Here is a 20,508-nt window from a genome sequence, read left to right on the forward strand (position 1 = left end):
TGACCTTCTTAGTGATACAATAGCACTTTTCTTGTATAAGTGAATTGCCGATCTTAATTTTGAATTATAAACTCTATCTAACCCTTTATGAAAAAAATATTACTCTCAATCGCTTTTATGTTGCCGTTGCTGGCAGCCGCCCAAGAAGTAAAGAAGCATCCGCAGCCGCAGCCTACTAAAGACGCTAACATCCTGGATGTAACCTCTAACAAAACCACTGCGGTTGTTTATGAAACGCCCAAGGAACTACAAGCCAGAATCCAAAGAGACGCCCGCGCCAAGAAGTGGAATGAGGCTTTAAAGAAGGAAGAGCTGGCCAAGGTACCAGTAGGGGGCTTTTTACAGGTTGATATTTCCCGCTACACCCCGGCCTCTGTTGACCCCAAGCTCTTTACCATTCTGGTGTTAGATGCAGCCGGAAAAGAAAAAGTGAGAACCAAGATTGACGGGGTAGTGTCTCCCACCATTGTGGCGGGAGTTTCTGGCTACAAAACCTCTGGCAAACTGGTACTGGAGCAGCCCTTGAAAACCGGTGACTTTGTGTGCGTGCTAGACGAGAAAGAAAACAAGCGGTACGAATTCCTGGTAAAGAACGACTAATCCTTGGTCTTACCTTATTTATTTATAAGGTGATAAGGTGAATTCATAAGCTTTAGCCCGACGGGTTCTGAATAAACAGAGCTCGCCGGGCTTTTTGGTTCATGCAGGTAGAGGAAAAATTTTTGGTCTAAAATTCAAACGAACATTTGAATAATTGCGTTTAGCCTTGTATACTTGTTTCGGAAACGGCAAAGGCTTTGCTAAAAGGGATTGGGTAGGTGTGGGTTTGAATAGCTTTTGTTCTCTACAAGCTTACATGACAAAGAAAAAGAAGGACATCCGGCGGGAGAGCATCATGGAAGAAGCGGCCCGGCTTTTCAAGCAGAAAGGCTTCGGGGGCACCTCCATGCGTGACCTGGCAGAAAGGGTAGGGATGGATGCCGCCACCATGTACCACTACATCAGCTCAAAAGACGAGATCCTCAAGACCATCTGTTTTGACATCGCCTCCATCTACATTACCCAATTAGCCGAGATTAAAAAAGCCAACACGCCTTTTATAGATAAACTGAAGGCCCTGGTGCGTCTGCACATTCACCTGATGGTCACCAAAGGTCCGGAAGTGTCCGTTGCCAACAATGATTGGAAGTATTTGGCTCCCGAGTCTTTGGCGGAATTCAAAGGGCTGCGTAGCCAATATGAAAAAGGGTTGGCCGGGGTGATTGAACAAGGAATCCAGGCGGGGGAGCTGAAAGAGGTAAACCACTCGGTGGCGCTCTTCACGCTTTTGTCGGCGGTGCGTTGGGTGGAGCTTTGGTGGCGGCCCAACCGCGGCATTTCTTTGGAGGAACTGGAAAACACCATCCTCACTATTTTATTCAATGGATTGGGCAAAAAGGAAGCATGAGCAGATTTCATAAAGTCAGAATAAAGAGCGTGGACCGGGATACGCACGACAGTGTGACCGTGACCCTGGATGTTCCTGAGGAACTCAAAGACACGTTCCGCTACACCCAAGGGCAGTACCTCACGTTTAGGAGAGAACATCACGGCGAGGAGCTGAGAAGATCGTATTCCATCTGCTCCAGCCCTCTGGAGAACATCTGGAAAGTGGCCATCAAGAAAGTGCCCGAGGGGAGATTCTCTTCCTTCGCCAATGAGGCACTGCAACCCGGCGAAGAATTAGAGGTGATGCCGCCCATGGGCAGGTTCTTCACCCAGCTGCACCCACACCAACAGAAAAGCTATTTGATGATAGCGGCCGGCAGCGGCATTACGCCCATCCTCTCCATCATCAAAACCGTCCTGCTCGCTGAGCCTAAATGTCAGGTTTTTCTTCTTTATGGTAATCGCGGGCGCAACTCCATCATGTTCAAGGAGGAGATTGAGGGCCTCAAAAACAAGTTCTTGGAGCGCCTAAGTGTCTACCACATCCTCAGCCGGGAGCACGGCGACACGGAACTTACCTTTGGGCGCATTGACAAAGGGAAAACCGAGCTGTTTTTGCATAAGCTAATCAAAGCCGAGGAGGTGGACGAGTGCTTTATCTGCGGACCGGAGGAAATGATCTTCGGGGCAAAAGAAGCTTTGGAAGAGGCGGGCGTGCCTCGCGATAAGATCCACTTTGAGCTTTTTACCACCGCTGATTCAGGCCAGAAATCCCAAAAACGGGCCGAAAACGCCCAGGCACACGAAGACAAGAAAAGCCGGGTGCAGGTGCGTTTGGACGGGAATTACCTAAATTTGGAAATGTCTTACTACGGCAACACCATTTTGGACGCCGCCGCCGAAACCGGTGCCGATGTGCCTTACTCCTGCAAGGGCGGCGTGTGTAGCACCTGCCGCGCCAAAGTACTGGAAGGAGAGGTGGAAATGGACGTGAACTACTCCCTGGAACCCGAGGAAGTGGCTGCCGGCTACATCCTCACCTGCCAAGCCCGACCTTTAACTGAGCGGGTGGTATTGGATTTTGACCAATAACTAATAGGTAGGGCCAATCCCGTGTGGTTGCCCTATTAAGATCAAACAGCAAAGGGCAACGACAATAGATTGCCCCTCCAAAATAACCGTTCTGTTTTGGCCTTGTTTTTCAGAAAACTGGCCCTAAACGAATCATCGGCCACAGGGCTAAAAAGAAACGTAAGTATCAGTACAACTGTTAAAAGGGTATGGAAACGATCATAGAAAAATCACTGGAAGAAGCGTTTGAGGAGAAGATCGCGAACGAGATCCGCATTGAGCCTAAGGACTGGATGCCGGAGCAGTACCGTAAAACACTGGTGCGCCAGATCTCGCAGCACGCCCACTCCGAGATTGTAGGCATGCTGCCCGAGGGAAACTGGATAACCCGTGCCCCGTCGCTCAAGCGCAAAGCCATTCTGCTCTCTAAGGTGCAGGACGAGGCCGGCCACGGATTGTACCTCTACAGCGCCGCCGAGACGCTGGGTACTTCCCGCGACCAGATGATCGCTGATCTTCATTCGGGCAAGGCCAAATACTCCAGCATCTTCAACTATCCCACCTTGTCCTGGGCGGATATTGGGGCCATTGGCTGGCTCGTGGACGGCGCGGCCATCATGAACCAGGTGCCTTTGATCCGGACCTCGTACGGACCCTACGCCCGGGCCATGGTGCGGGTGTGCAAAGAGGAAAGTTTTCACCAACGCCAGGGTTTCGAGATCATGATGACCTTGTGCAACGGAGCACCTGCCCAAAAGAAAATGGCGCAAGAGGCGTTTAACCGCTGGTGGTGGCCTACGCTCATGATGTTCGGACCGAAGGATTCTGAGTCTCCTAATACCGAGCAGTCCATGCGCTGGAAAATCAAGCGGTTTACCAACGATGAGCTGCGCCAGCGCTTCGTGGACATGATGGTGCCACAGGCCGAGTTCCTGGGCCTCACCGTGCCGGACAAAGACCTGAAGTGGAACCAAGCCAAAAACGGCTATGACTTCGGTGACGTGGACTGGGAAGAGTTCTGGAACGTGGTGAAAGGCAACGGACCCTGCAACAAAGACCGCATCAGCACCCGCGTGAAAGCCCACGAGGAAGGCGCCTGGGTGCGCGAAGCCGCCCTGGCCCACGCCCAGAAACGTGCCGATCGGGAAGCCGCTCATCAGGCGAAATAAGTTTTGTGGGTTTTACATTCACTCATTCCATCAACCACTCATATACTCAATAAAATGCACCAGAAAGAATGGCCCCTGTGGGAAGTCTTCATCAGAAGCAAGCAGGGACTTGACCATAAACACGTAGGCAGCCTGCACGCCGCCGATGCTGAGATGGCCATCCAGAACGCCCGCGACGTCTATACCCGCCGCATGGAAGGGGTGAGCATCTGGGTGGTGGAGTCAAAGCACGTGCACGCCTCTAACCCTGACGAGGCCGCCGCGTTCTTCGACCCCGCCAACGACAAAGTGTACCGGCACCCTACCTTCTACGAGGTACCCGCCGAAATCAAAAACATGTAAGCGCCATGGACCTACACCATAAACCAACGGTTGACCTGCAAGGCTACTCGCCTGAGCTTCGGGCGCTTCTGTTTGACTACACCCTGCAACTCGCCGATACCAGCCTCATCCTGGGCCACCGGCTTTCTGAGTGGTGCGGGCACGGCCCCATTCTGGAGCAGGACCTGGCCATGGCGAACATAGCGCTGGATTTGATAGGAGAATCGCGCAGCTATTACCAATACGCCGCCGAGCTGGAAGGCCAGGCGCGCACCGAGGATGACCTGGCGTACCTGCGGGATGCCGTGGAGTACAAGAACCCGCTGCTGGTGGAACAGCCCAACGGTGATTTCGGGGATACGGTCATGCGGCAGTTCCTCTTTGATGGTTTCCACTACTTTTTGCTGAAAGAGCTCCAAAACTGTCCAGACAAAGGATTGGCGGGCATCGCGGCCAAGTCGTTCAAAGAAGCCAGCTACCACGTGAAGTGGAGCGCAGAGTGGATCATCCGCCTGGGCGATGGCACTGAGGAAAGCCGCCGTCGCATCCAGAAAGCGTTGGATAACCTCTGGATGTTCTCCGGCGAACTCTACACCATGACCGATACCGAGAAAGCATTAGCCGAGGTTGGCTTCATCCCTGATTACAGCGGGTTACTGAGTCAATGGGAGGCGCACGTAGCCAAGATTTTCGCCGAGGCGACCCTGGAGGTGCCTCAGAACGTGTTCATGCAGAAGGGCGGCAAAACCGGTCGGCATTCAGAACACCTGGGTTATTTTTTAGCCGAATTTCAGTACCTGCAGCGGGCGTACCCTGGGTTAGAATGGTAAAATTGAAGTTCCTGTTTTTAGCCTGCTTTTCCTTATGTAGGTCAAAAATGAGAAAAGCCTAATCTACAGAATCATTACCTTTTAGAATGTCATTGGTGACCCAAAACCTTACCACCGAAGAACGCATCTGGAAACTTTTGGAGGAAGTCTCTGACCCGGAGATTCCGGTGCTGAGCATCCTGGATCTGGGTGTGCTCAAAAAAGTGCAGGTACAGGAGGATGGGAAGGTGCAGGTAACTATCACGCCTACGTATTCGGGTTGCCCAGCCATGAACACCATCGCCGCCGATATTAAAATGAGATTGTTGGCCGAGGGGTTCAATGAGGTGGCTGTGGACCTGCAGCTCAGCCCCGCCTGGACCACCGATTGGCTGACTCCCGAGGGGAAAGACAAACTGGAGGCCTACGGCATTGCGCCCCCAGTAGAGCCCAACGGCGACATCCACGCGCTCTTCGGACGTGATACCGTGGTGCGGTGCCCCCTCTGCAAATCAGAAAACACCAGACTCGTCAGCCAATTCGGTTCCACTTCCTGCAAGGCCCATTACCAATGCAATGACTGCCTGGAGCCTTTTGACTATTTCAAGTGCCTCAAATAAAACTATGACCCACAGCGACTACATCAAACACTCTCTGGAAAACGGCGTGGCCACGCTCACGCTCAACCGGCCCAACGTCTTCAACAGTTTCAACCGCGAGATGGCCCTGGCTCTGCAGGAGCACCTTCGGCAATGCGCCCAGGATCCAGCCGTGCGTGCGGTGCTGCTGACCGGTGAGGGAAAAGCCTTCTGCGCCGGCCAGGACCTGGCGGAGGCCACCGGCCCCGATAGCATGGAGATATCAGAGATTGTGGTGCAGCATTACAACCCTATCATCCTGCTTCTGCGCGAACTGGAGAAACCGGTCATTGCTGCGGTGAACGGTGTTGCTGCCGGAGCGGGCGCTAACCTGGCCCTGGCCTGCGATCTGGTGGTGGCCAAAGAATCGGCGTCCTTTATCCAGGCGTTCAGCAAAATCGGGTTAATCCCTGACAGCGCCGGTACCTATTTCTTGCCCCGCCTCATCGGGCTGCAGCGCGCCTCTGCCCTGATGATGACGGGCGATAAAGTACCTGCTATAGAAGCAATGCAAATGGGCATGGTCTACAAAACCTTCCCCGACGATTCCTTTGCAGCAGAGGCCTTGGCCTTGGCCCAGAAACTGGCCTATATGCCCACCAAAGGCTTAGCGTATACCAAACAACTGCTCAACGGTACGTTCCAGAATTCGCTTTCAGAGCAGCTGCAGCAGGAAGCCGTTTACCAGCAAAAGGCCGGTCAGACGGCAGATTTCAGGGAAGGGGTAGAGGCCTTTATCCAGAAACGCCAACCTAACTTCACAGGGCAATGATTGTAGGCATCATCGGGAGCGGAGCCATGGGCTCTGGCATTGCGCAGGTTATTGCTACGGCGGGCCACAAGGTTCACCTGCTGGACAAAAACGCCCAGGCGCTACAACGGGCAGGCCAATCCATTAAAGACACTTTGCGGAAAATGGCCGCAAAAGGCAAGATCTCTGAAAACGAAGCGACAGACATCCTGGACCGGCTCAACTTCACCGAGAACAACCAAGAGTTCGGGAACTGTGACCTGGTACTGGAAGCGGTGGTAGAGGATCTGCAGGTAAAGCAACAGTTATTCAAGGAGTTGGAATTAATGGTCACCGGTGATTGTGTCCTGGCTACCAATACTTCCTCTTTGTCAATTGCCTCCATTGCCGCCGCCTGCGAAAAACCAGAGCGCGTGATCGGAATTCACTTCTTCAACCCGGCCCCTTTAATGCCTTTGGTAGAGATCATTCCCGCGGTGCAGACCCGGGACGGTTTAGCCGAGGAGATGAAGAACCTGGTGCAGTCCTGGGGCAAAGTGCCCGTTATTGCGAAAGACACCCCCGGCTTCATCGTGAACCGCGTGGCCCGCCCATTTTACGGCGAAGCCATCCGCATCTACGAAGAAGGCATCGCCGACATCGCTACCATTGATTGGGCCATGACCGAGCTGGGCGGCTTCAAGATGGGGCCGTTTACCCTCATGGATTTCATCGGGCATGATGTCAATTACCGGGTCACGGAATCCGTTTTTGCCTCGTTTTTCTATGATCCGCGCTATAAACCCTCCTTCACCCAGAAGCGCCTGTTTGAGGCCGGCTACTTCGGCCGGAAATCTGGAAGAGGGTTCTACAATTACCAGGAAGGCGCCGTTCTACAGGAACCAACAAAAGACGAAGAGCTTGGCGAACAAATCCTGACCCGCATACTGGCCATGCTGATTAACGAGGCCGTAGATGCCCTTGCTTTAAAAGTCGCCAACAAAGAAGATATGGAATTGGCTATGACCAAAGGCGTGAATTACCCTAAAGGTTTGCTGGCCTGGGCCGATGAACTGGGACCGGAACATGTTCTGGCCAACCTGGATGCCTTATACAAGGAATACCACGAAGACCGCTACCGTGCCAGCCCGCTCCTGAGAAAAGTAGTCCGCGAGAACAGCACGTTTTTAGGCTGAGAAGACAAATCGTTTTAGGACCATTTCTATTAAGGTAGGCTTTAAACAAGAAGTAGGGTAACATTAATCAGCGATTTAAATTTACACGTATTCCGTCCCCCTTTGAAGGGGGTAGGGGGATGACTAGGACGGTTGCAGAACCGTTAAGCTTTGGCTACAGGAAAGGGCAACCACAAGGGATTGCCCCTACAACAGCTTAAACAAAAAGAAAACTTAACCTAGCTCATCTAAAGGATCAGGTTAAAATATAACAGAACCACCATGAAGCAAGCATACTTAGTTGACGGCGTGCGCACGCCCATCGGGAATTTCGGAGGGTCATTGGCCACGGTGCGGCCCGATGATTTAGGCGCCCTTGTGATAGAGGAGTTGCTGAAACGCAACCCCAGCGTAGATCCGGCCTCCATTTTTGATGTGATCATGGGCTGCGCGAATCAGGCCGGGGAAGACAACCGCAACGTAGCCCGCATGTCCTTACTTTTGGCAGGCTTGCCCTTCTCCGTGCCCGGCGAAACCATCAACCGACTCTGCGCCTCGGGGCTTTCTGCCTCGGTGGCAGCCATGCGCGCCATTCAGACCGGCGACGGGGACCTGTTCATCGCTGGAGGCCTGGAGAACATGACCCGAGGGCCCTGGGTGATCTCTAAAACCAGTACCCCTTTCGGCCGCGATGCCCAGATGTTTGACTCCAGCTTCGGGTGGCGATTTGTAAACCCTAAAATTCACGAGGTATTCGGGACCGATGGCATGGGCGAGACCGCCGAGAACCTGGCGCGCCGGGAGGGAATCACCCGTGAGGATCAGGATGCGTTTGCGCTCTGGTCCCAGCAAAAGGCGGCCAAAGCCCAGGAAGCCGGAAGATTCATTGAAGAGATTGTGCCGGTCAAGATTCCGCAGAAAAGAGGGGAGTTCAAGGTGTTTTCCCTGGATGAGTTCATCAAACCCGCAACCACCCTGGAAGTACTGGCCAAGCTACGGCCGGCGTTCCATAAAGAAGGAACCGTGACGGCGGGCAACGCCTCGGGGTTGAACGATGGGGCCGCCGCGATCCTGTTCGCCTCAGAAGATGCTTTAAAGAAATATAACCTTACGCCCAAGGCGCGCTACGTTTCTATGGGCGCTGCCGGTGTAGAGCCCCGGTACATGGGTATGGGACCAGTGCCGGCCACCCAAATGGCCCTCCAGAAGGCTGGCCTCAACCTGAACGACATCGACCTGATTGAGATAAATGAGGCCTTTGCCTCCCAGGTTTTGACTTGTACCCGGGCCCTGGGCATTGCTGATAATGATCCGCGTATCAACCCTAACGGTGGGGCTATAGCCTTGGGCCACCCACTTGGCATGAGCGGAGCCAGAATCCTGAACTCCGCCGCCCTGGAACTGCACAGACAAAACAAGCGGTATGCGCTGGTGACCATGTGCGTGGGCGTGGGCCAGGGGTACGCCGCCATCATTGAACGGGTATGATCTACGAGTTCAACGGCTACATTCCGGTGGTGCATGAAAGCGCCTTTGTGCATCCGCAGGCCACGGTAACGGGCAATGTGATCATCGGGCGGAAGGTGTACGTGGGTCCAGGAGCCGCCGTCAGGGGCGATTGGGGTCAGATCATTATTGAGGACAACTGCAACGTGCAGGAGAACTGCACCATCCATATGTTCCCGGGCACAACAGTGCTGCTGAAGGAAATGGCCCATATCGGGCACGGCGCCATCATCCACGGGGCTACCATTGGGCGCAATGTAATGGTGGGCATGAACGCGGTGGTGATGGACCGGGTGGAGATCGGGGATGAATGCATTGTAGGGGCGCTCTGCTTTGTGCGCGCCGATGAGAAGATCCCGCCGCGCAGTGTGGTAGTGGGCAATCCGCATAAGATTGTGAAAGAGGTGAGCGACGAGATGGTCAACTGGAAAACCGAAGGCACCCAGATCTATATGCAGCTTCCCGCCGATTGCCACGCCACCCTGAAGCCCTGCGAACCCCTCCGCGAAGTACCCGCTGACCGGAAAGTGCAGGAAGCAGGCTACCAAACCTGGAATGAACGGAAAAGCGGCTAAGGGTTTGTTTTAGGCCAGTTTTGCCCAAAATCGGCTCTAAACACCTTCCATCTATAGTTCGCAATTCGCAAACTAAACAATTACCAATCAGCAACTAACAACCAAAAATATGACCGCAGTATTGCAGAATTACGCCCTGGGGCAATGGACACCCGGATCCGGAAAGGAAAGCGAGATTGTGGATGCCGTGACCGGTGACCTGATCTGCCTCGCCTACAGCGGAGGGCTGGACTTCAATGCCATGATGGAGTTTGCCCGGGCCAAGGGAAACAAAGCCCTCCGGAAGATGACCTTCCAGGAACGCGGCCGCATGCTCAAAGCCCTGGCGCTGCACCTGCAGGCCAAAAAGGAGGATTTCTACAAGCTCAGCTATCGCACCGGCGCCACCCGCGCGGACAGTTGGGTGGACATTGAAGGCGGCATCGGGAACCTGTTTGCCTATGCCTCGCTGCGGAAGCAATTCCCCGATAAACCTTACTTTGTGGAGGATGAGCCGGTGGGCTTGTCCAAAGGCGGTACCTTCATGGGCCACCATATTCTGGTGCCTAAAGAAGGTGTGGCGGTGCACATCAACGCCTATAATTTCCCGGTGTGGGGCATGCTGGAGAAAATTGCGGTAAACCTGTTGGCGGGCATGCCGGCCATTGTGAAACCCGCTCCTATTACCGCCTTCCTCACAGAGGCGGTAGTGCGCGAGATCATCGCCTCCAACCTGTTGCCCGAGGGAGCACTGCAATTGGTAACCGGTACCGGCGAGGGCATTCTGGACCATGTGACCTACCAGGATGTGGTAACGTTCACGGGATCGGCGCATACCGGCCGGTTACTCAAAGCGCACCCGCGGCTCATTCAGGAAGCGGTGCCATTTACCATGGAAGCCGATTCCTTGAACAGTGCTGTATTGGGCGAAGATGCGTTGCCCGGCACCCCGGAGTTTGATCTGTTTATTAAAGAGATTAGGAAGGAAATCACGGCCAAAGCGGGTCAGAAATGTACCGCTATCCGTCGTGCCATTGTGCCCGAGAAACTGGTGGAGGACGTGCAGATTGCCTTGGGCAAAGAGCTCTCCAAAACCGCTATCGGGGACCCTCAGGCCGAGGGCGTGCGCATGGGTGCATTGGTGGGCCGGGAACAATTGAAGAAACTGCGCGAGCAGGTGAAAGAGTTGGCCAAGCAGACGCCCATCGTGTACGGCGACCTGGACAAGGTGAACCTGGTGGGCGCCGACCAGAACAAAGGCGCCTTTATATCGCCCATCGTGATGCTGAACCCGGAGCCATTCCGCTACACCGATACCCATGAAGTAGAGGCTTTCGGGCCGGTGGCCACTATCATGCCTTACAGACACCTGGACGAGGCCATTGAACTGACTAAAATGGGCAAAGGCTCGCTGGTTTCTTCCATTGCCACCGCAGATCCGGAAATTGCCCAGGAATTTGCCATCGGGGCAGCTACGCACCACGGGCGTATTCTGGTCCTGGACAACGCCTGCGCGAAGGAAAGCACCGGGCACGGTTCGCCCATGCCCATGCTCACCCACGGTGGACCGGGCCGAGCTGGTGGGGGCGAGGAGATGGGCGGCATACGCGGAGTGAAGCACTTCATGCAACGCACCGCCATCCAGGGCTCGCCTACCATGATCACCGCCATCACCGGCGTGTACCAGCAAGGCGCGAAACAGATTGAAAAAGACGTGCATCCGTTCCGGAAACACTTTGAGGAACTGGAGATCTCCGAGACCTGGGTTACCCACCGCCACACCGTCACCGAAGCCGATATTACCAACTTCGCCAACGTCTCCGGCGACCATTTCTACGCCCACGTGGACGCTACCTCACTTGAAGGAACCCTGTTCACCGGACGCGTGGCCCACGGCTATTACATCCTTTCCAAAGCGGCGGGCATGTTCGTGGACCCTAAGAAAGGACCGGTGCTGCTGAACTACGGCCTGGAAAGCTGCCGCTTCACCAAACCCGTTTACCCCGGCATGACCATCGGGGTGAAATTGACGGTAAAGGAGAAAGTAGCCCAGGAGAAACGCAGCGAAGAAGACGTAGCCAAAGGCATCGTGAAGTGGCTCGTAGACGTTACCGACGAAACCGGCGAAACCGTGGCCATCGCCACCATCATGACCATGGTGAAAAAGCGGGATCAGGAATAACTTGATTTGAAGATTAGGAGATGTGGAAATTTGGAGATTTGAAGGTGTTTAGATTTTCAGATCAAGACCTTTGAAGGTGACCAATTTTCTCATCCAAGCCGTTGTTTTGAGGCTGATTTTCAGAAATCAGCCTCAAAACAACGGCTAATAGCCCTGCTTCAAGTTTTCAACTTGGAGCTACATTGACGCAAGTTTGCAACTTGCGTGGATTCTTTTTGCAATGGGAGATTAAGCTGGTAGAAGGACTTCTTACCCAAAAGCAACCAGGCAATCGAAGTAATTATTGCTTTCAACCAATGATTTAGCGCTTAAAGGCTCTTTCTATAAAAACAAACAACAAACAGGAACAAACCATATGACCCAAACAGGTAAAGTTGACATCACCCTTGACGAGGCTGGTATTGCCGTAATCTCCTTTTTCCATCCTTCGCACAACTCTCTGCCGGGGGCGCTGTTGAAGGAGCTGGCCCAGACCATCCTGCAGGCCGGAAAAGAGGAGCGGGTAAAAGTAATCGTGCTCAGAAGCGAGGGGGAACGGACTTTCTGCGCCGGCGCCAGCTTTGACGAGTTGATTTCCATCCAGAACAAAGAGCAGGGGCTGGAGTTCTTCTCGGGGTTTGCCAAGGTAATCAACGCGTGCAGGATCTGCGGTAAAATCATCATCGGGCGGGTGCAGGGCAAGGCCATTGGGGGCGGCGTGGGTGTAGCGGCAGCCACCGATTACTGTTTTGCCACCCAGCATGCCGCAGTAAAGCTAAGTGAGATTGCATTGGGAATCGGGCCATTTGTGGTGGGGCCGGCGGTAGAACGCAAGGTTGGTGTGTCGGCTTTCTCGCAGCTGGCGCTGGATGCGACGGAGTTCCGGTCGGCAGCCTGGGCGCAGGAAAAAGGTTTGTATGCCCAGGTATTTGACACCACCGAAGAAATGGATGAGGCCCTACAGGCATTCGCCCAAAAACTGGCCCTTTACAGCCCGGAGGCGCTGTCTGCATTAAAGGAGGTTTTCTGGCAGGGAACCCAACACTGGGACTCGTTATTGGTGGAGCGGGCCGGTATCAGCGGCACTTTGGTGCTGTCAGACTTTACCCGCAACTTCATCCAGAACTTTAAAGCCAAACAAGCTTAGGTTCTATAAAATAGATGTTTATCAACCTCTTCAGAACTTCCTCTTGAAGTAAATATCTTTTGACCTGCACTAAATAAATCAGGAAAGTCCTGGTCAGGAGCCAACAAAATGTCGTGCAGGTTAGAATTGCTAGAGTCACTGCCTCATCTAGGGTGGTGACTTTTGCTTTTTACAATTGTCTAAATTTAATTCAGCTATCCTTTACAGAACCATATCATCAGTTATGGCCACATCCAGGCTTTCGCTTTCAGACATCAACATCAGAACTTGCCTTAAACCTGGTGACATGGGGTACATTACGTATCTGCACGGGCAATTGTACCATCAGGAGTACGGCTACACGCTGGCCTTTGAAGCCTACGTAGCGGCCGGATTAGCAGAGTTTAACCGGCAATATGACAGCAAACGCAACCGGGGTTTGGGTGGCGGAGCACAACGGCAAAATGGTGGGTTAACTGCTGCTTATGGACCGCAGTGAGGCCACGTAATTACGGTATTTTCTTATCACTCCTGGGTATAGGAGAATTGGCCTGGGTAAAAAACTGCTGGGGCTTTTCCTTGAGTTACTGTTAGAGGCCGGATACAAGAAAGCTTATCTCTGGACTACCCAATTACAGACAAGCGCTGCCCAATTGTACCATAAAATCGGGATTGTCTTGAGTGAGGAAAGAGAATCAGAGGACTTCGGGAAGCCTTTGCGTGAGCAACGGGATGATCTGCTGTTCTAAAAAGTTAAACTTGTTTTTGCCTGCGTCATCGCCTTTAACTTTAAAGTGTTGCTAACGTTTTGCAACCGTTTTTAGAAAAATATAGGCAAAATAGGTAAAAAGGTGTAAAATTACCTTTCCTCAACCCGGTAGAAGCCATGCCTTTCACCTATAAAAGAATCATAGTCAAGATAGGCTCCAACGTGCTCACGCAGCAGAATGGAATGCCAGACGAAGGCCGCATGCAGCACCTGGTGGAGCAGATCTCGGGCTTGAAAAAGGAGGGGAAGGAAGTCATTGTGGTCTCGTCTGGCGCGGTGGCCTCCGGCCGAAGCCTCTTATCCATCCCCGAGAAAACGGATGCCGTGAGCGCGCGTCAGTTGCTGGCCTCGGTGGGGCAGGTGAAACTCATCAATACGTATTCGCAGTTGTTCAACCAGCACGGGCTGGTCTGCGCGCAGGTCTTGGTCACCAAAGAAGATTTTCGCGACCGCGGCCATTACCTTAACATGAAGAACTGCTTCCAGGTGCTGCTGCAGAACAATGTTATTCCCATTGTGAACGAAAACGACGTGATCTCCGTCACCGAGCTCATGTTCACCGACAACGACGAACTGGCCGGCCTGATCGCCTCTATGCTCAATGCCGATGCCCTCCTGATCCTGAGCAACGTGAACGGCATCTATAACGGCGACCCAAAAGACCCCGCCAGCTCCGTAATCAAAGACATTGATGCTTCCACCACGGGCTTTTCTTCTTTTGTAACCACAGAGCGCTCGCAGTTTGGCCGGGGCGGCATGATCACCAAATGCCACATGGCCCGGAAAGTGGCGCAACTGGGCATTCCGGTGCACATTGCTAACGGAAAAACAGAAAACGTGCTGCCCCGGCTGCTGAAGGGAGAATTGGAGAACACCCGTTTCCTGCCCGATAAATCAGCCTCCGGGAAAAAGAAATGGATTGCCCATTCCGGCACCTTCGCCAAGGGGGTGGTGCAAATCAACGAGGGCGCTAAAGCGGCCCTGTGCAGTTCCCGAGCTGCCATCAGCCTGTTACCGGTGGGCGTGTTGCAGATCCAGGGCGATTTCCAGAAAGGAGACATCGTGAAACTAGTGGATGAACAGCACCGGCAGGTGGGCTTCGGGATTGCCGAATACGGCTCAGAGAAGGCGCTGGAAAAACTGGGGCTGCAAAAGCAGAAACCGCTGGTGCATTATGATTACCTCTTTCTTAATCCGGAGCTTGTATAAACCCGCCACCTGTTTTAAGCCTGAAATAAAGAAAACAGGCCTAAAGCCCTTAAGGATTTAACATTAAAAAAGAATCACCCTTGTAAACAGGAGCATGGAATACGAAGGAATATTCAGGCAAACCCAAAAGGCCAGCCGTTCTCTGGGATTGCTGAAGCCCGAACAAGTGAATACCATCTTGCGGGAGGTGGCTGCGGCTGCATTGGCGCAGACGGACTTCATCCTGGCCAAGAACCAGAAAGACCTGGCCCGCATGTCTCCTAATGACCCCAAATATGACCGCCTGAAACTTACCCCTGCACGCCTGCAAGACATTGCCAAAGACCTGGAGAACGTGGCCAGCCTGCACTCACCTTTAGGCGAAGTCCTTCTGCAAAAGGAGCTCCCCAATGGCTTGAAGATCACCAAAGTGCGGGTTCCGCTGGGCGTGGTAGGAGTCATCTATGAGGCCCGTCCCAACGTGACATTAGATGTCTTCGCGCTCTGTTTTAAAACCGGCAACGCCTGTCTGCTCAAAGGGGGCAGTGATGCAGAGTTTTCCAATAAGGCCATCATTTCAGTCATTCACCAGGTACTTGAAAAACACGGGCTGGACCAAAGCATCGCTGCGCTGTTGCCGCCGGAGCGGGAGGCTACCCAGGCGTTGTTAGAGGCCATCGGGTACGTAGAGGTGCTTATACCCAGGGGCAGCCAGGCGCTGATAGATTACGTGCGGCAGAACGCCAAAGTACCCGTAATTGAAACGGGGGCCGGCATTGTTCATACCTACTTTGATGCCTCCGGAGACCTGGAGAAAAGCCGAAACATCATTCTCAACGCCAAAACGCGGCGAGTAAGCGTCTGCAATGCCCTTGACTGCCTCCTGGTACACAAGGGCCGGTTGGCTGATTTAGCTTCCCTGGTTTCTCCGTTGGCCTTTGAAAAAGTGATGATCTACGCCGATGAACTGGCTTACGCGGCCCTGAGCCAGGCATACCCAGCCGGGTTACTGCAACAGGCCCAGGAAGAACACTTTGGGACGGAGTTTTTGTCTCTGAAGCTGGCGGTGAAAACGGTGCCGGGTTTAGCTGAGGCCCTGGAGCACATTGCCAGGTACAGCTCCAAACACAGCGAAGCCATTCTGGCGGACAACCCCGAATCCATAGAAACGTTCCTTACCACGGTAGATGCGGCTGCGGTGTACGCCAATACCTCCACGGCTTTCACAGACGGGGCTCAGTTTGGCTTAGGGGCTGAAATTGGCATTAGTACCCAGAAACTGCACGCCCGCGGTCCTATGGGACTGGAGGAACTCACCAGCTATAAATGGATCATAAGAGGAGAGGGGCAGGTGAGAAGTTAAGGTTGGGCAATCAATTCCTTCATTAAACTAAGCTTTTACCTGATTATGCGTAAAAGACTATTTTTACACGAACACCCACGCACATGAAAGCACTTCTGCTGATTGATATCCAAAATGATTTTATTCCGGGCGGTGCGCTTTCTGTTCCGGAAGGCGATGCCATCCTTCCAATTGTCAATGCCTTACAGCCGCACTTTGACCTGGTAGTAGCCACGCAGGACTGGCACCCCGCTGACCATAAAAGCTTCGTCTCGCAGCATGCCGGGAAAAAGGTTTTTGAGACTACCCAACTCCATGGCCTGGACCAGGTACTCTGGCCCGATCACTGCGTGCAGGGAACACCCGGTGCGGAATATTCGCCAGCTCTTGAGATGAACCGCGTGGAAGCCATTTTCCGGAAAGGCACCGATCCGAAGATTGATTCTTACAGCGGGTTCTATGACAATGGCCATCTTAAGTCCACCGCGCTGGCAGAATACCTCAAAGGTAAACAGATCACTGAGGTATACCTGGTAGGCCTGGCCGCCGATTACTGCGTGTATTTTACAGCCCTTGATGCGCTACAGGAAGGGTTTACCACTTATTTCATAGAAGATGCCACCCGTGCCATCAGCGCTGAAGGATTCGCCAAAGCCAAAGCCGATTTGCAGGCCAAAGGCGGCCGCTTTATCCAAAGCCAGGAGCTTCTAAGCTAACGTGACCTGGTTCTGTTTAGCCCCTGTTTTTGATCAAACAGGGGCTAAACAGAAAATTGCTTTACGCCTCCTGGCTCTGCTCTTTCTTGCGGAGCTGAATAATAAGGTCCATTTTTTGGTCGTGCAACCGTTCTTCCAGGCCTACCTTATAAATGTGCGGGTTCAGGAAACGGCGGTAAGTCTCGTGCAGCAGGCTAAGTTGTTTCCGGTTGCGTTGCTGAATCGCTGTCAATGACGGTGTGTCATAAACCTGTTTCCCTACCCTGAATACCGGAACCAGCAGGTCTTCATGGGTGCATTCCCTGGAGAAGCTCTTGCGCTGGGTAGGGTCATTGGGGTGTACCATGGTGGCCGAGGCATTGACTTCCAGGGGTTCAGAGTAGATCATATCGCCTACAATGGAATTGCCCTGGTAGAAACGGCGCACCTGCAAAATGCCCGGGGTGGAGATTTTGATCAGCTGCTCAGAGAGTTTTAGTTTATAGTCCCACTCGCCATCGGCTTGCCGAAAAGCGGCCAGTTTATAGACCCCGCCCAAAGCCGGCTGGTCATAGGCGGTCACCAGTTTGGTTCCAATTCCCCAGGTGTCTATGCGGGCGCCCTGCAGCTTCAGGCTTTGGATCAGGTGCTCGTCCAAGTCATTGCTGGCCAGGATGGAAACGTCCGAAAAGCCAGCCTCGTCCAGCATCCGCCGGCCCTCAATGCTCAGGTACGCCAGGTCCCCGGAGTCCAACCTGATTCCTCTGAGCTCACTGCCTTTCGCCCGCATTTCTTTAGCCACCTCAATGGCTTTCCTGATGCCGTCCAGGGTTTTGTAGGTGTCCACCAGAAACACCGAGTCATGGGGGAACACATCGGCGTAGGCCGAGAAAGCCTTCTGCTCTTCTTCAAACGACATGACCCAACTGTGGGCGTGAGTGCCTTTGACAGGAATATTGAACAGCTGCCCCGCCATCATATTGGAGGTAGCCCCAACCCCGCCAATGTAAGCAGCCCGGGCCGCCGAGATGGCACCATCCGGACCTTGGGCGCGCCGCATGCCAAACTCCAGCACTTTGTCGCCCTGGGCGGCATCTACCACGCGGGCCGCTTTGGTGGCAATTAAAGTCTGGAAGTTGAGTATGGTCAGCAATGGGGTTTCCAGCAACTGGCACTGCAGAATAGGGCCTTTGATGCGCAACAACGGCTCATTGGGGAACACCACCGTTCCCTCGGGGATGGCGTCTACATCACAGCTGAACTCAAGGTCGCGCAGATGTTCCAGAAAACCTTCTTCAAACAGTTGCTGGTTTTGGCTGCCTTTCAGGCTCCGGAGATAGGCAAGGTCTTCTTCCGTGAACCTGAAATTCCTGAGCAGGTCAAGGGCGTCTTCCAGGCCAGCGCACACCGTGTAGCCGCCTTTGAAGGGGTTTGAACGGAAGTACAGGTGAAAAACCGCTTCCTGCTCCTGCATTCCCTTTTTCCAGTATCCCTGGGCCATGGTCAGTTGGTACATGTCGGTGAGCAGTGGTAGGGAAAGCCTATAGCGTTGGCTGATATTCATAAACAAAAGGTTTGAGCTTCAAAGTAAGAAACTACGAATATGGCAAGTTTTATACTGCCTTGGGCACAGTTTAATTTATGCACCAGGTTAAAAGGAGAAACTGCCGTGTTTTCCAGAGCTTTTAAACACTGGTTTGCCAAGCCAATGGGTTATATGAATGATGTTTTCGTGTCTGCTTTTAAGAAAGTACAGTTAAAGCAGGGAGTCAAACTTTAATTGGAAAAATGATGAGAAGGGGTTCTTTAAGCATAACATTTTTATGATAATTGTAAAAATATAAGAAACTACTGTAACTATCTAAAAACCAGAACGTATAAACACCTAAGCATATCACAATTGTTGTGACATTTCCATGGAATTCAGTAGGGCTTTTAAATATAGAAATCATGAAAAAAGACCAATTATCTACCCTGATTGCCATAGGATTCTTTGCCGGAACCTTTGTGATAGCATTTTCCTCCAACGATTCTGACATTGCGGCCATGCGCGTACTGGCGTACCTGGCCATCGGTTGCTTTTTATCTATAATTACCATCTTTTGGGATAAGCTCATGACCGCTGATACAAAAGAGCACCATTCCAAAATAGACACTGTTTTATACGACGCAGAGAAATTCTCTGAAGAATATGGCGATGTGTATGTGCTGGCCGATAAATTGAAAAAACAGCGTAAAATCAACAAAGGCGAAGCACTCAATGAAACTACGGCTTAAGTTGTAACTCCTTTCTACTCTTGCTGGCCCTTGGCCAGACTTTAAGCACCTAGTGCCAAAAAGGCTTCTCTTTCTAGGAGAGGCTTTTTTGTTTGTAGCCAGGGCACAAAACCTTTCTAAAAGCCCATGAAAGGTAAATCACCGGCAATGTGCTATCTTCACCTCAACAAGCCATCATGCCAAACCTATGGACAAAGTAAACCTAGCGGAGAAACTGGCCCTTTTCTCTGACCACTGGAACCCCAGAATTGTAGGCGAACTCAACGGCCAGCACGTAAAACTTGCCAAGTTCAGCGGTCCCTTTGTGTGGCACCACCACGACGAGGAAGACGAATTGTTCCTGGTGGTGCAAGGCCAGTTTAAAATGGAATTCAGAGACAAAACCGTGGAGCTGCATGAAGGCGAATTCCTGATTGTGCCCCGGGGAGTGGAACACAGGCCCGTGGCCGATAAAGAGGTAAGCGTGCTGTTGTTTGAGCCGGCCTCTACGGTGAATACCGGTAACCGCCAGGATAACGAACGTACCCGCCTCACTTTAGACCGCTTGTAGGGCAATCCGTCATTTCTTAGTTTTCTTTGCCGTGATCTCGCACAAACACGTCGTTTTCTTTGAAGTGGCCCGTCAGCTTAGTTTCACCAAGGCCAGCCAGATCCTGTACATCAGCCAATCTGCCATCAGTAAGCAGATCAAGGCCCTGGAAGACCACTACAAAACCGGTTTGTTTGAACGGCACGGCAACACCATCAGCCTTACCCCGGCAGGGCAGCTGCTGTTCCAGAAACTGGAGGCGGTGCAGCAGATCCAAAATGATTTGCACCAAGAACTTCCGCTCATCAGCCAGGAGTTTCAGCCCCAGATCTCATTAGTGTTGGGTGCCAGCACTACCATCTCCCTGTACATCCTGCCGCCGGTGCTGTCGGCTTACCTCACGCAGTACCCGAAGGTGGAATTGAGCCTCCGGAATAGAAACAGCGAAAATATCCTGAAAGCCCTGTTGGACCATGACATTGACCTGGGCATTATTGAAGGCATCAACAAAGTGAGCCAGGTTACCTATACGCCCTTCCTCACCGATGAAGTCATCGCGGTCTGCTCCCCCCGCAACCCGTTGATCAAGCATGACCTGGAACTGAAAGACCTTTACCAAATTCCGCTTGCTTTGCGGGAGGCCGGTTCAGGCACCTTGGCGGTGCTGGAAGAGGCACTGGTGCAACGAGGCGTCAAACTAGCCCAATTGCCTGTGCGCGTCCGGCTGGGTGGTACCGAGGCTTTGAAGAACTTTGTACGGGTAGACACCTGCCTGGCCTTTCTGCCCAGACAGGCTGTGCTGAAAGAGCTGGAATCCGGTGAACTGGTGCAGGTGAAAATCAAAGATTTGCAGGTGCAAAGGACTTTCAATTTCATTCAGCGCAAAGGCACCGAGAACAATGCGCCCTACAAGAACTTCATCCAGTTTATGAAACGGCAGTATTCCAAAACGGAATAGTCTATAGCAATTTGTTATTTGTTCTAATCATAGTAGTTATCCTACTTGCCAAGGTAAACTTT

At 52.7% G+C, this 20,508-nt stretch carries 22 protein-coding genes; 21 read left to right on the forward strand and 1 reads right to left on the reverse strand.

Annotation, left to right across the window (positions count from 1 at the left end; all coding sequences use genetic code 11):
- Positions 1–87: 87 nt before the first annotated feature.
- The 18 genes from J3P34_RS11730 to pncA all read left to right on the forward strand — a co-directional run bounded on the left by J3P34_RS11730 (position 88) and on the right by pncA (position 16,703).
- Positions 88–600, forward strand: coding sequence for a hypothetical protein (locus tag J3P34_RS11730; protein WP_210464858.1), 513 nt, complete (start codon positions 88–90; stop codon positions 598–600).
- Positions 601–856: 256 nt separating this feature from the next.
- The gene (locus tag J3P34_RS11735) at positions 857–1,447 is read left to right on the forward strand and encodes a TetR/AcrR family transcriptional regulator (protein ID WP_210488884.1); all 591 of its coding nucleotides are present in this window, start codon (positions 857–859) and stop codon (positions 1,445–1,447) included.
- The gene (gene paaE, locus J3P34_RS11740) at positions 1,444–2,520 is read left to right on the forward strand and encodes a 1,2-phenylacetyl-CoA epoxidase subunit PaaE (RefSeq protein ID WP_210488885.1); all 1,077 of its coding nucleotides are present in this window, start codon (positions 1,444–1,446) and stop codon (positions 2,518–2,520) included. The genes J3P34_RS11735 and paaE overlap by 4 nt, the downstream gene beginning before the upstream one ends.
- Positions 2,521–2,708: 188 nt before the next feature.
- Positions 2,709–3,668 (forward strand): 1,2-phenylacetyl-CoA epoxidase subunit PaaA, encoded by a 960-nt coding sequence (gene paaA, locus J3P34_RS11745; protein WP_210488886.1) that lies wholly within the window; start codon positions 2,709–2,711, stop codon positions 3,666–3,668.
- Positions 3,669–3,722: 54 nt separating this feature from the next.
- Entirely contained in the window at positions 3,723–4,010 is a 288-nt protein-coding gene (gene paaB / locus J3P34_RS11750) for a 1,2-phenylacetyl-CoA epoxidase subunit PaaB (RefSeq protein WP_210488887.1), read from the forward strand.
- Positions 4,011–4,015: 5 nt separating this feature from the next.
- Entirely contained in the window at positions 4,016–4,819 is an 804-nt protein-coding gene (gene paaC / locus J3P34_RS11755; protein ID WP_210488888.1) for a 1,2-phenylacetyl-CoA epoxidase subunit PaaC, read from the forward strand.
- An 86-nt stretch (positions 4,820–4,905) separates the two neighbouring features.
- Entirely contained in the window at positions 4,906–5,418 is a 513-nt protein-coding gene (paaD, locus tag J3P34_RS11760; RefSeq protein WP_210488889.1) for a 1,2-phenylacetyl-CoA epoxidase subunit PaaD, read from the forward strand.
- A 4-nt stretch (positions 5,419–5,422) separates the two neighbouring features.
- Positions 5,423–6,208, forward strand: a complete 786-nt coding sequence (locus tag J3P34_RS11765; protein WP_210488890.1) for an enoyl-CoA hydratase-related protein — start codon at positions 5,423–5,425, stop codon at positions 6,206–6,208.
- Positions 6,205–7,362, forward strand: a complete 1,158-nt coding sequence (locus J3P34_RS11770; RefSeq protein ID WP_210488891.1) for a 3-hydroxyacyl-CoA dehydrogenase NAD-binding domain-containing protein — start codon at positions 6,205–6,207, stop codon at positions 7,360–7,362. The genes J3P34_RS11765 and J3P34_RS11770 overlap by 4 nt, the downstream gene beginning before the upstream one ends.
- A gap of 261 nt (positions 7,363–7,623) precedes the next feature.
- Positions 7,624–8,829 carry a 3-oxoadipyl-CoA thiolase gene (pcaF, locus tag J3P34_RS11775; RefSeq protein WP_210488892.1) on the forward strand — a complete coding sequence of 402 codons (1,206 nt, stop codon included), beginning with the start codon at positions 7,624–7,626 and terminating at the stop codon, positions 8,827–8,829.
- Entirely contained in the window at positions 8,826–9,422 is a 597-nt protein-coding gene (locus tag J3P34_RS11780) for an acyltransferase (RefSeq protein WP_210488893.1), read from the forward strand. Before pcaF ends, J3P34_RS11780 begins: the two co-directional genes overlap by 4 nt.
- A gap of 109 nt (positions 9,423–9,531) precedes the next feature.
- Entirely contained in the window at positions 9,532–11,583 is a 2,052-nt protein-coding gene (gene paaZ, locus J3P34_RS11785) for a phenylacetic acid degradation bifunctional protein PaaZ (RefSeq protein ID WP_210488894.1), read from the forward strand.
- 355 nt (positions 11,584–11,938) lie between these two features.
- Positions 11,939–12,709 (forward strand): enoyl-CoA hydratase/isomerase family protein, encoded by a 771-nt coding sequence (locus J3P34_RS11790; RefSeq protein ID WP_210488895.1) that lies wholly within the window; start codon positions 11,939–11,941, stop codon positions 12,707–12,709.
- Positions 12,710–12,995: 286 nt separating this feature from the next.
- Positions 12,996–13,187 (forward strand): hypothetical protein, encoded by a 192-nt coding sequence (locus J3P34_RS11795; RefSeq protein ID WP_210488896.1) that lies wholly within the window; start codon positions 12,996–12,998, stop codon positions 13,185–13,187.
- Positions 13,188–13,254: 67 nt separating this feature from the next.
- The gene (locus J3P34_RS22465) at positions 13,255–13,437 is read left to right on the forward strand and encodes a GNAT family N-acetyltransferase (RefSeq protein WP_428480475.1); all 183 of its coding nucleotides are present in this window, start codon (positions 13,255–13,257) and stop codon (positions 13,435–13,437) included.
- A gap of 137 nt (positions 13,438–13,574) precedes the next feature.
- Positions 13,575–14,666 (forward strand): glutamate 5-kinase, encoded by a 1,092-nt coding sequence (gene proB, locus J3P34_RS11805; protein WP_210488897.1) that lies wholly within the window; start codon positions 13,575–13,577, stop codon positions 14,664–14,666.
- Between the two features lie 94 nt (positions 14,667–14,760).
- On the forward strand, positions 14,761–16,008 hold the full coding sequence (locus J3P34_RS11810) for a glutamate-5-semialdehyde dehydrogenase (RefSeq protein WP_210488898.1): 1,248 nt from the start codon (positions 14,761–14,763) through the stop codon (positions 16,006–16,008).
- 83 nt (positions 16,009–16,091) lie between these two features.
- Complete coding sequence (pncA, locus tag J3P34_RS11815; protein ID WP_210488899.1) at positions 16,092–16,703, forward strand: bifunctional nicotinamidase/pyrazinamidase; 612 nt, start codon at positions 16,092–16,094, stop codon at positions 16,701–16,703.
- A 61-nt stretch (positions 16,704–16,764) separates the two neighbouring features.
- Here the strand turns inward: pncA and J3P34_RS11820 are convergent, their stop codons facing one another.
- The gene (locus tag J3P34_RS11820) at positions 16,765–18,246 is read right to left on the reverse strand and encodes a nicotinate phosphoribosyltransferase (RefSeq protein ID WP_210488900.1); all 1,482 of its coding nucleotides are present in this window, start codon (positions 18,244–18,246) and stop codon (positions 16,765–16,767) included.
- A gap of 386 nt (positions 18,247–18,632) precedes the next feature.
- On the opposite strand from J3P34_RS11820, the gene J3P34_RS11825 reads away from it, so the two are divergent.
- The 3 genes from J3P34_RS11825 (at position 18,633) to J3P34_RS11835 (ending at position 20,446) form a co-directional block, all read left to right on the forward strand.
- Positions 18,633–18,959 (forward strand): hypothetical protein, encoded by a 327-nt coding sequence (locus J3P34_RS11825; RefSeq protein WP_210488901.1) that lies wholly within the window; start codon positions 18,633–18,635, stop codon positions 18,957–18,959.
- Positions 18,960–19,146: 187 nt separating this feature from the next.
- Positions 19,147–19,509 (forward strand): cupin domain-containing protein, encoded by a 363-nt coding sequence (locus tag J3P34_RS11830; protein ID WP_210488902.1) that lies wholly within the window; start codon positions 19,147–19,149, stop codon positions 19,507–19,509.
- A gap of 31 nt (positions 19,510–19,540) precedes the next feature.
- The gene (locus tag J3P34_RS11835; RefSeq protein ID WP_210488903.1) at positions 19,541–20,446 is read left to right on the forward strand and encodes a LysR family transcriptional regulator; all 906 of its coding nucleotides are present in this window, start codon (positions 19,541–19,543) and stop codon (positions 20,444–20,446) included.
- The last annotated feature ends 62 nt before the right edge of the window (positions 20,447–20,508 follow it).

Origin of the sequence: Rufibacter aurantiacus (assembly GCF_017916345.1) — a bacterium.
GTDB lineage: Bacteria > Bacteroidota > Bacteroidia > Cytophagales > Hymenobacteraceae > Nibribacter > Nibribacter roseolus.

Excerpts from the sequence above, each read along its gene's own strand:
- J3P34_RS11795 (WP_210488896.1), top strand. The coding sequence starts at position 12,996 with ATGGGGTACATTACGTATCTGCACGGGCAATTGTACCATCAGGAGTAC.
- J3P34_RS11765 (WP_210488890.1), top strand. The coding sequence starts at position 5,423 with ATGACCCACAGCGACTACATCAAACACTCTCTGGAAAACGGCGTGGCC.
- J3P34_RS11735 (WP_210488884.1), top strand. The coding sequence starts at position 857 with ATGACAAAGAAAAAGAAGGACATCCGGCGGGAGAGCATCATGGAAGAA.
- J3P34_RS11730 (WP_210464858.1), top strand. The coding sequence starts at position 88 with ATGAAAAAAATATTACTCTCAATCGCTTTTATGTTGCCGTTGCTGGCA.
- pcaF (WP_210488892.1), top strand. The coding sequence starts at position 7,624 with ATGAAGCAAGCATACTTAGTTGACGGCGTGCGCACGCCCATCGGGAAT.
- paaD (WP_210488889.1), top strand. The coding sequence starts at position 4,906 with ATGTCATTGGTGACCCAAAACCTTACCACCGAAGAACGCATCTGGAAA.
- proB (WP_210488897.1), top strand. The coding sequence starts at position 13,575 with ATGCCTTTCACCTATAAAAGAATCATAGTCAAGATAGGCTCCAACGTG.
- J3P34_RS11825 (WP_210488901.1), top strand. The coding sequence starts at position 18,633 with ATGAAAAAAGACCAATTATCTACCCTGATTGCCATAGGATTCTTTGCC.
- paaA (WP_210488886.1), top strand. The coding sequence starts at position 2,709 with ATGGAAACGATCATAGAAAAATCACTGGAAGAAGCGTTTGAGGAGAAG.
- J3P34_RS11820 (WP_210488900.1), bottom strand. The coding sequence starts at position 18,246 with ATGAATATCAGCCAACGCTATAGGCTTTCCCTACCACTGCTCACCGAC.
- paaB (WP_210488887.1), top strand. The coding sequence starts at position 3,723 with ATGCACCAGAAAGAATGGCCCCTGTGGGAAGTCTTCATCAGAAGCAAG.
- J3P34_RS11830 (WP_210488902.1), top strand. The coding sequence starts at position 19,147 with ATGGACAAAGTAAACCTAGCGGAGAAACTGGCCCTTTTCTCTGACCAC.
- paaE (WP_210488885.1), top strand. The coding sequence starts at position 1,444 with ATGAGCAGATTTCATAAAGTCAGAATAAAGAGCGTGGACCGGGATACG.
- paaZ (WP_210488894.1), top strand. The coding sequence starts at position 9,532 with ATGACCGCAGTATTGCAGAATTACGCCCTGGGGCAATGGACACCCGGA.
- paaC (WP_210488888.1), top strand. The coding sequence starts at position 4,016 with ATGGACCTACACCATAAACCAACGGTTGACCTGCAAGGCTACTCGCCT.
- J3P34_RS11810 (WP_210488898.1), top strand. The coding sequence starts at position 14,761 with ATGGAATACGAAGGAATATTCAGGCAAACCCAAAAGGCCAGCCGTTCT.
- pncA (WP_210488899.1), top strand. The coding sequence starts at position 16,092 with ATGAAAGCACTTCTGCTGATTGATATCCAAAATGATTTTATTCCGGGC.
- J3P34_RS11790 (WP_210488895.1), top strand. The coding sequence starts at position 11,939 with ATGACCCAAACAGGTAAAGTTGACATCACCCTTGACGAGGCTGGTATT.
- J3P34_RS11770 (WP_210488891.1), top strand. The coding sequence starts at position 6,205 with ATGATTGTAGGCATCATCGGGAGCGGAGCCATGGGCTCTGGCATTGCG.
- J3P34_RS11780 (WP_210488893.1), top strand. The coding sequence starts at position 8,826 with ATGATCTACGAGTTCAACGGCTACATTCCGGTGGTGCATGAAAGCGCC.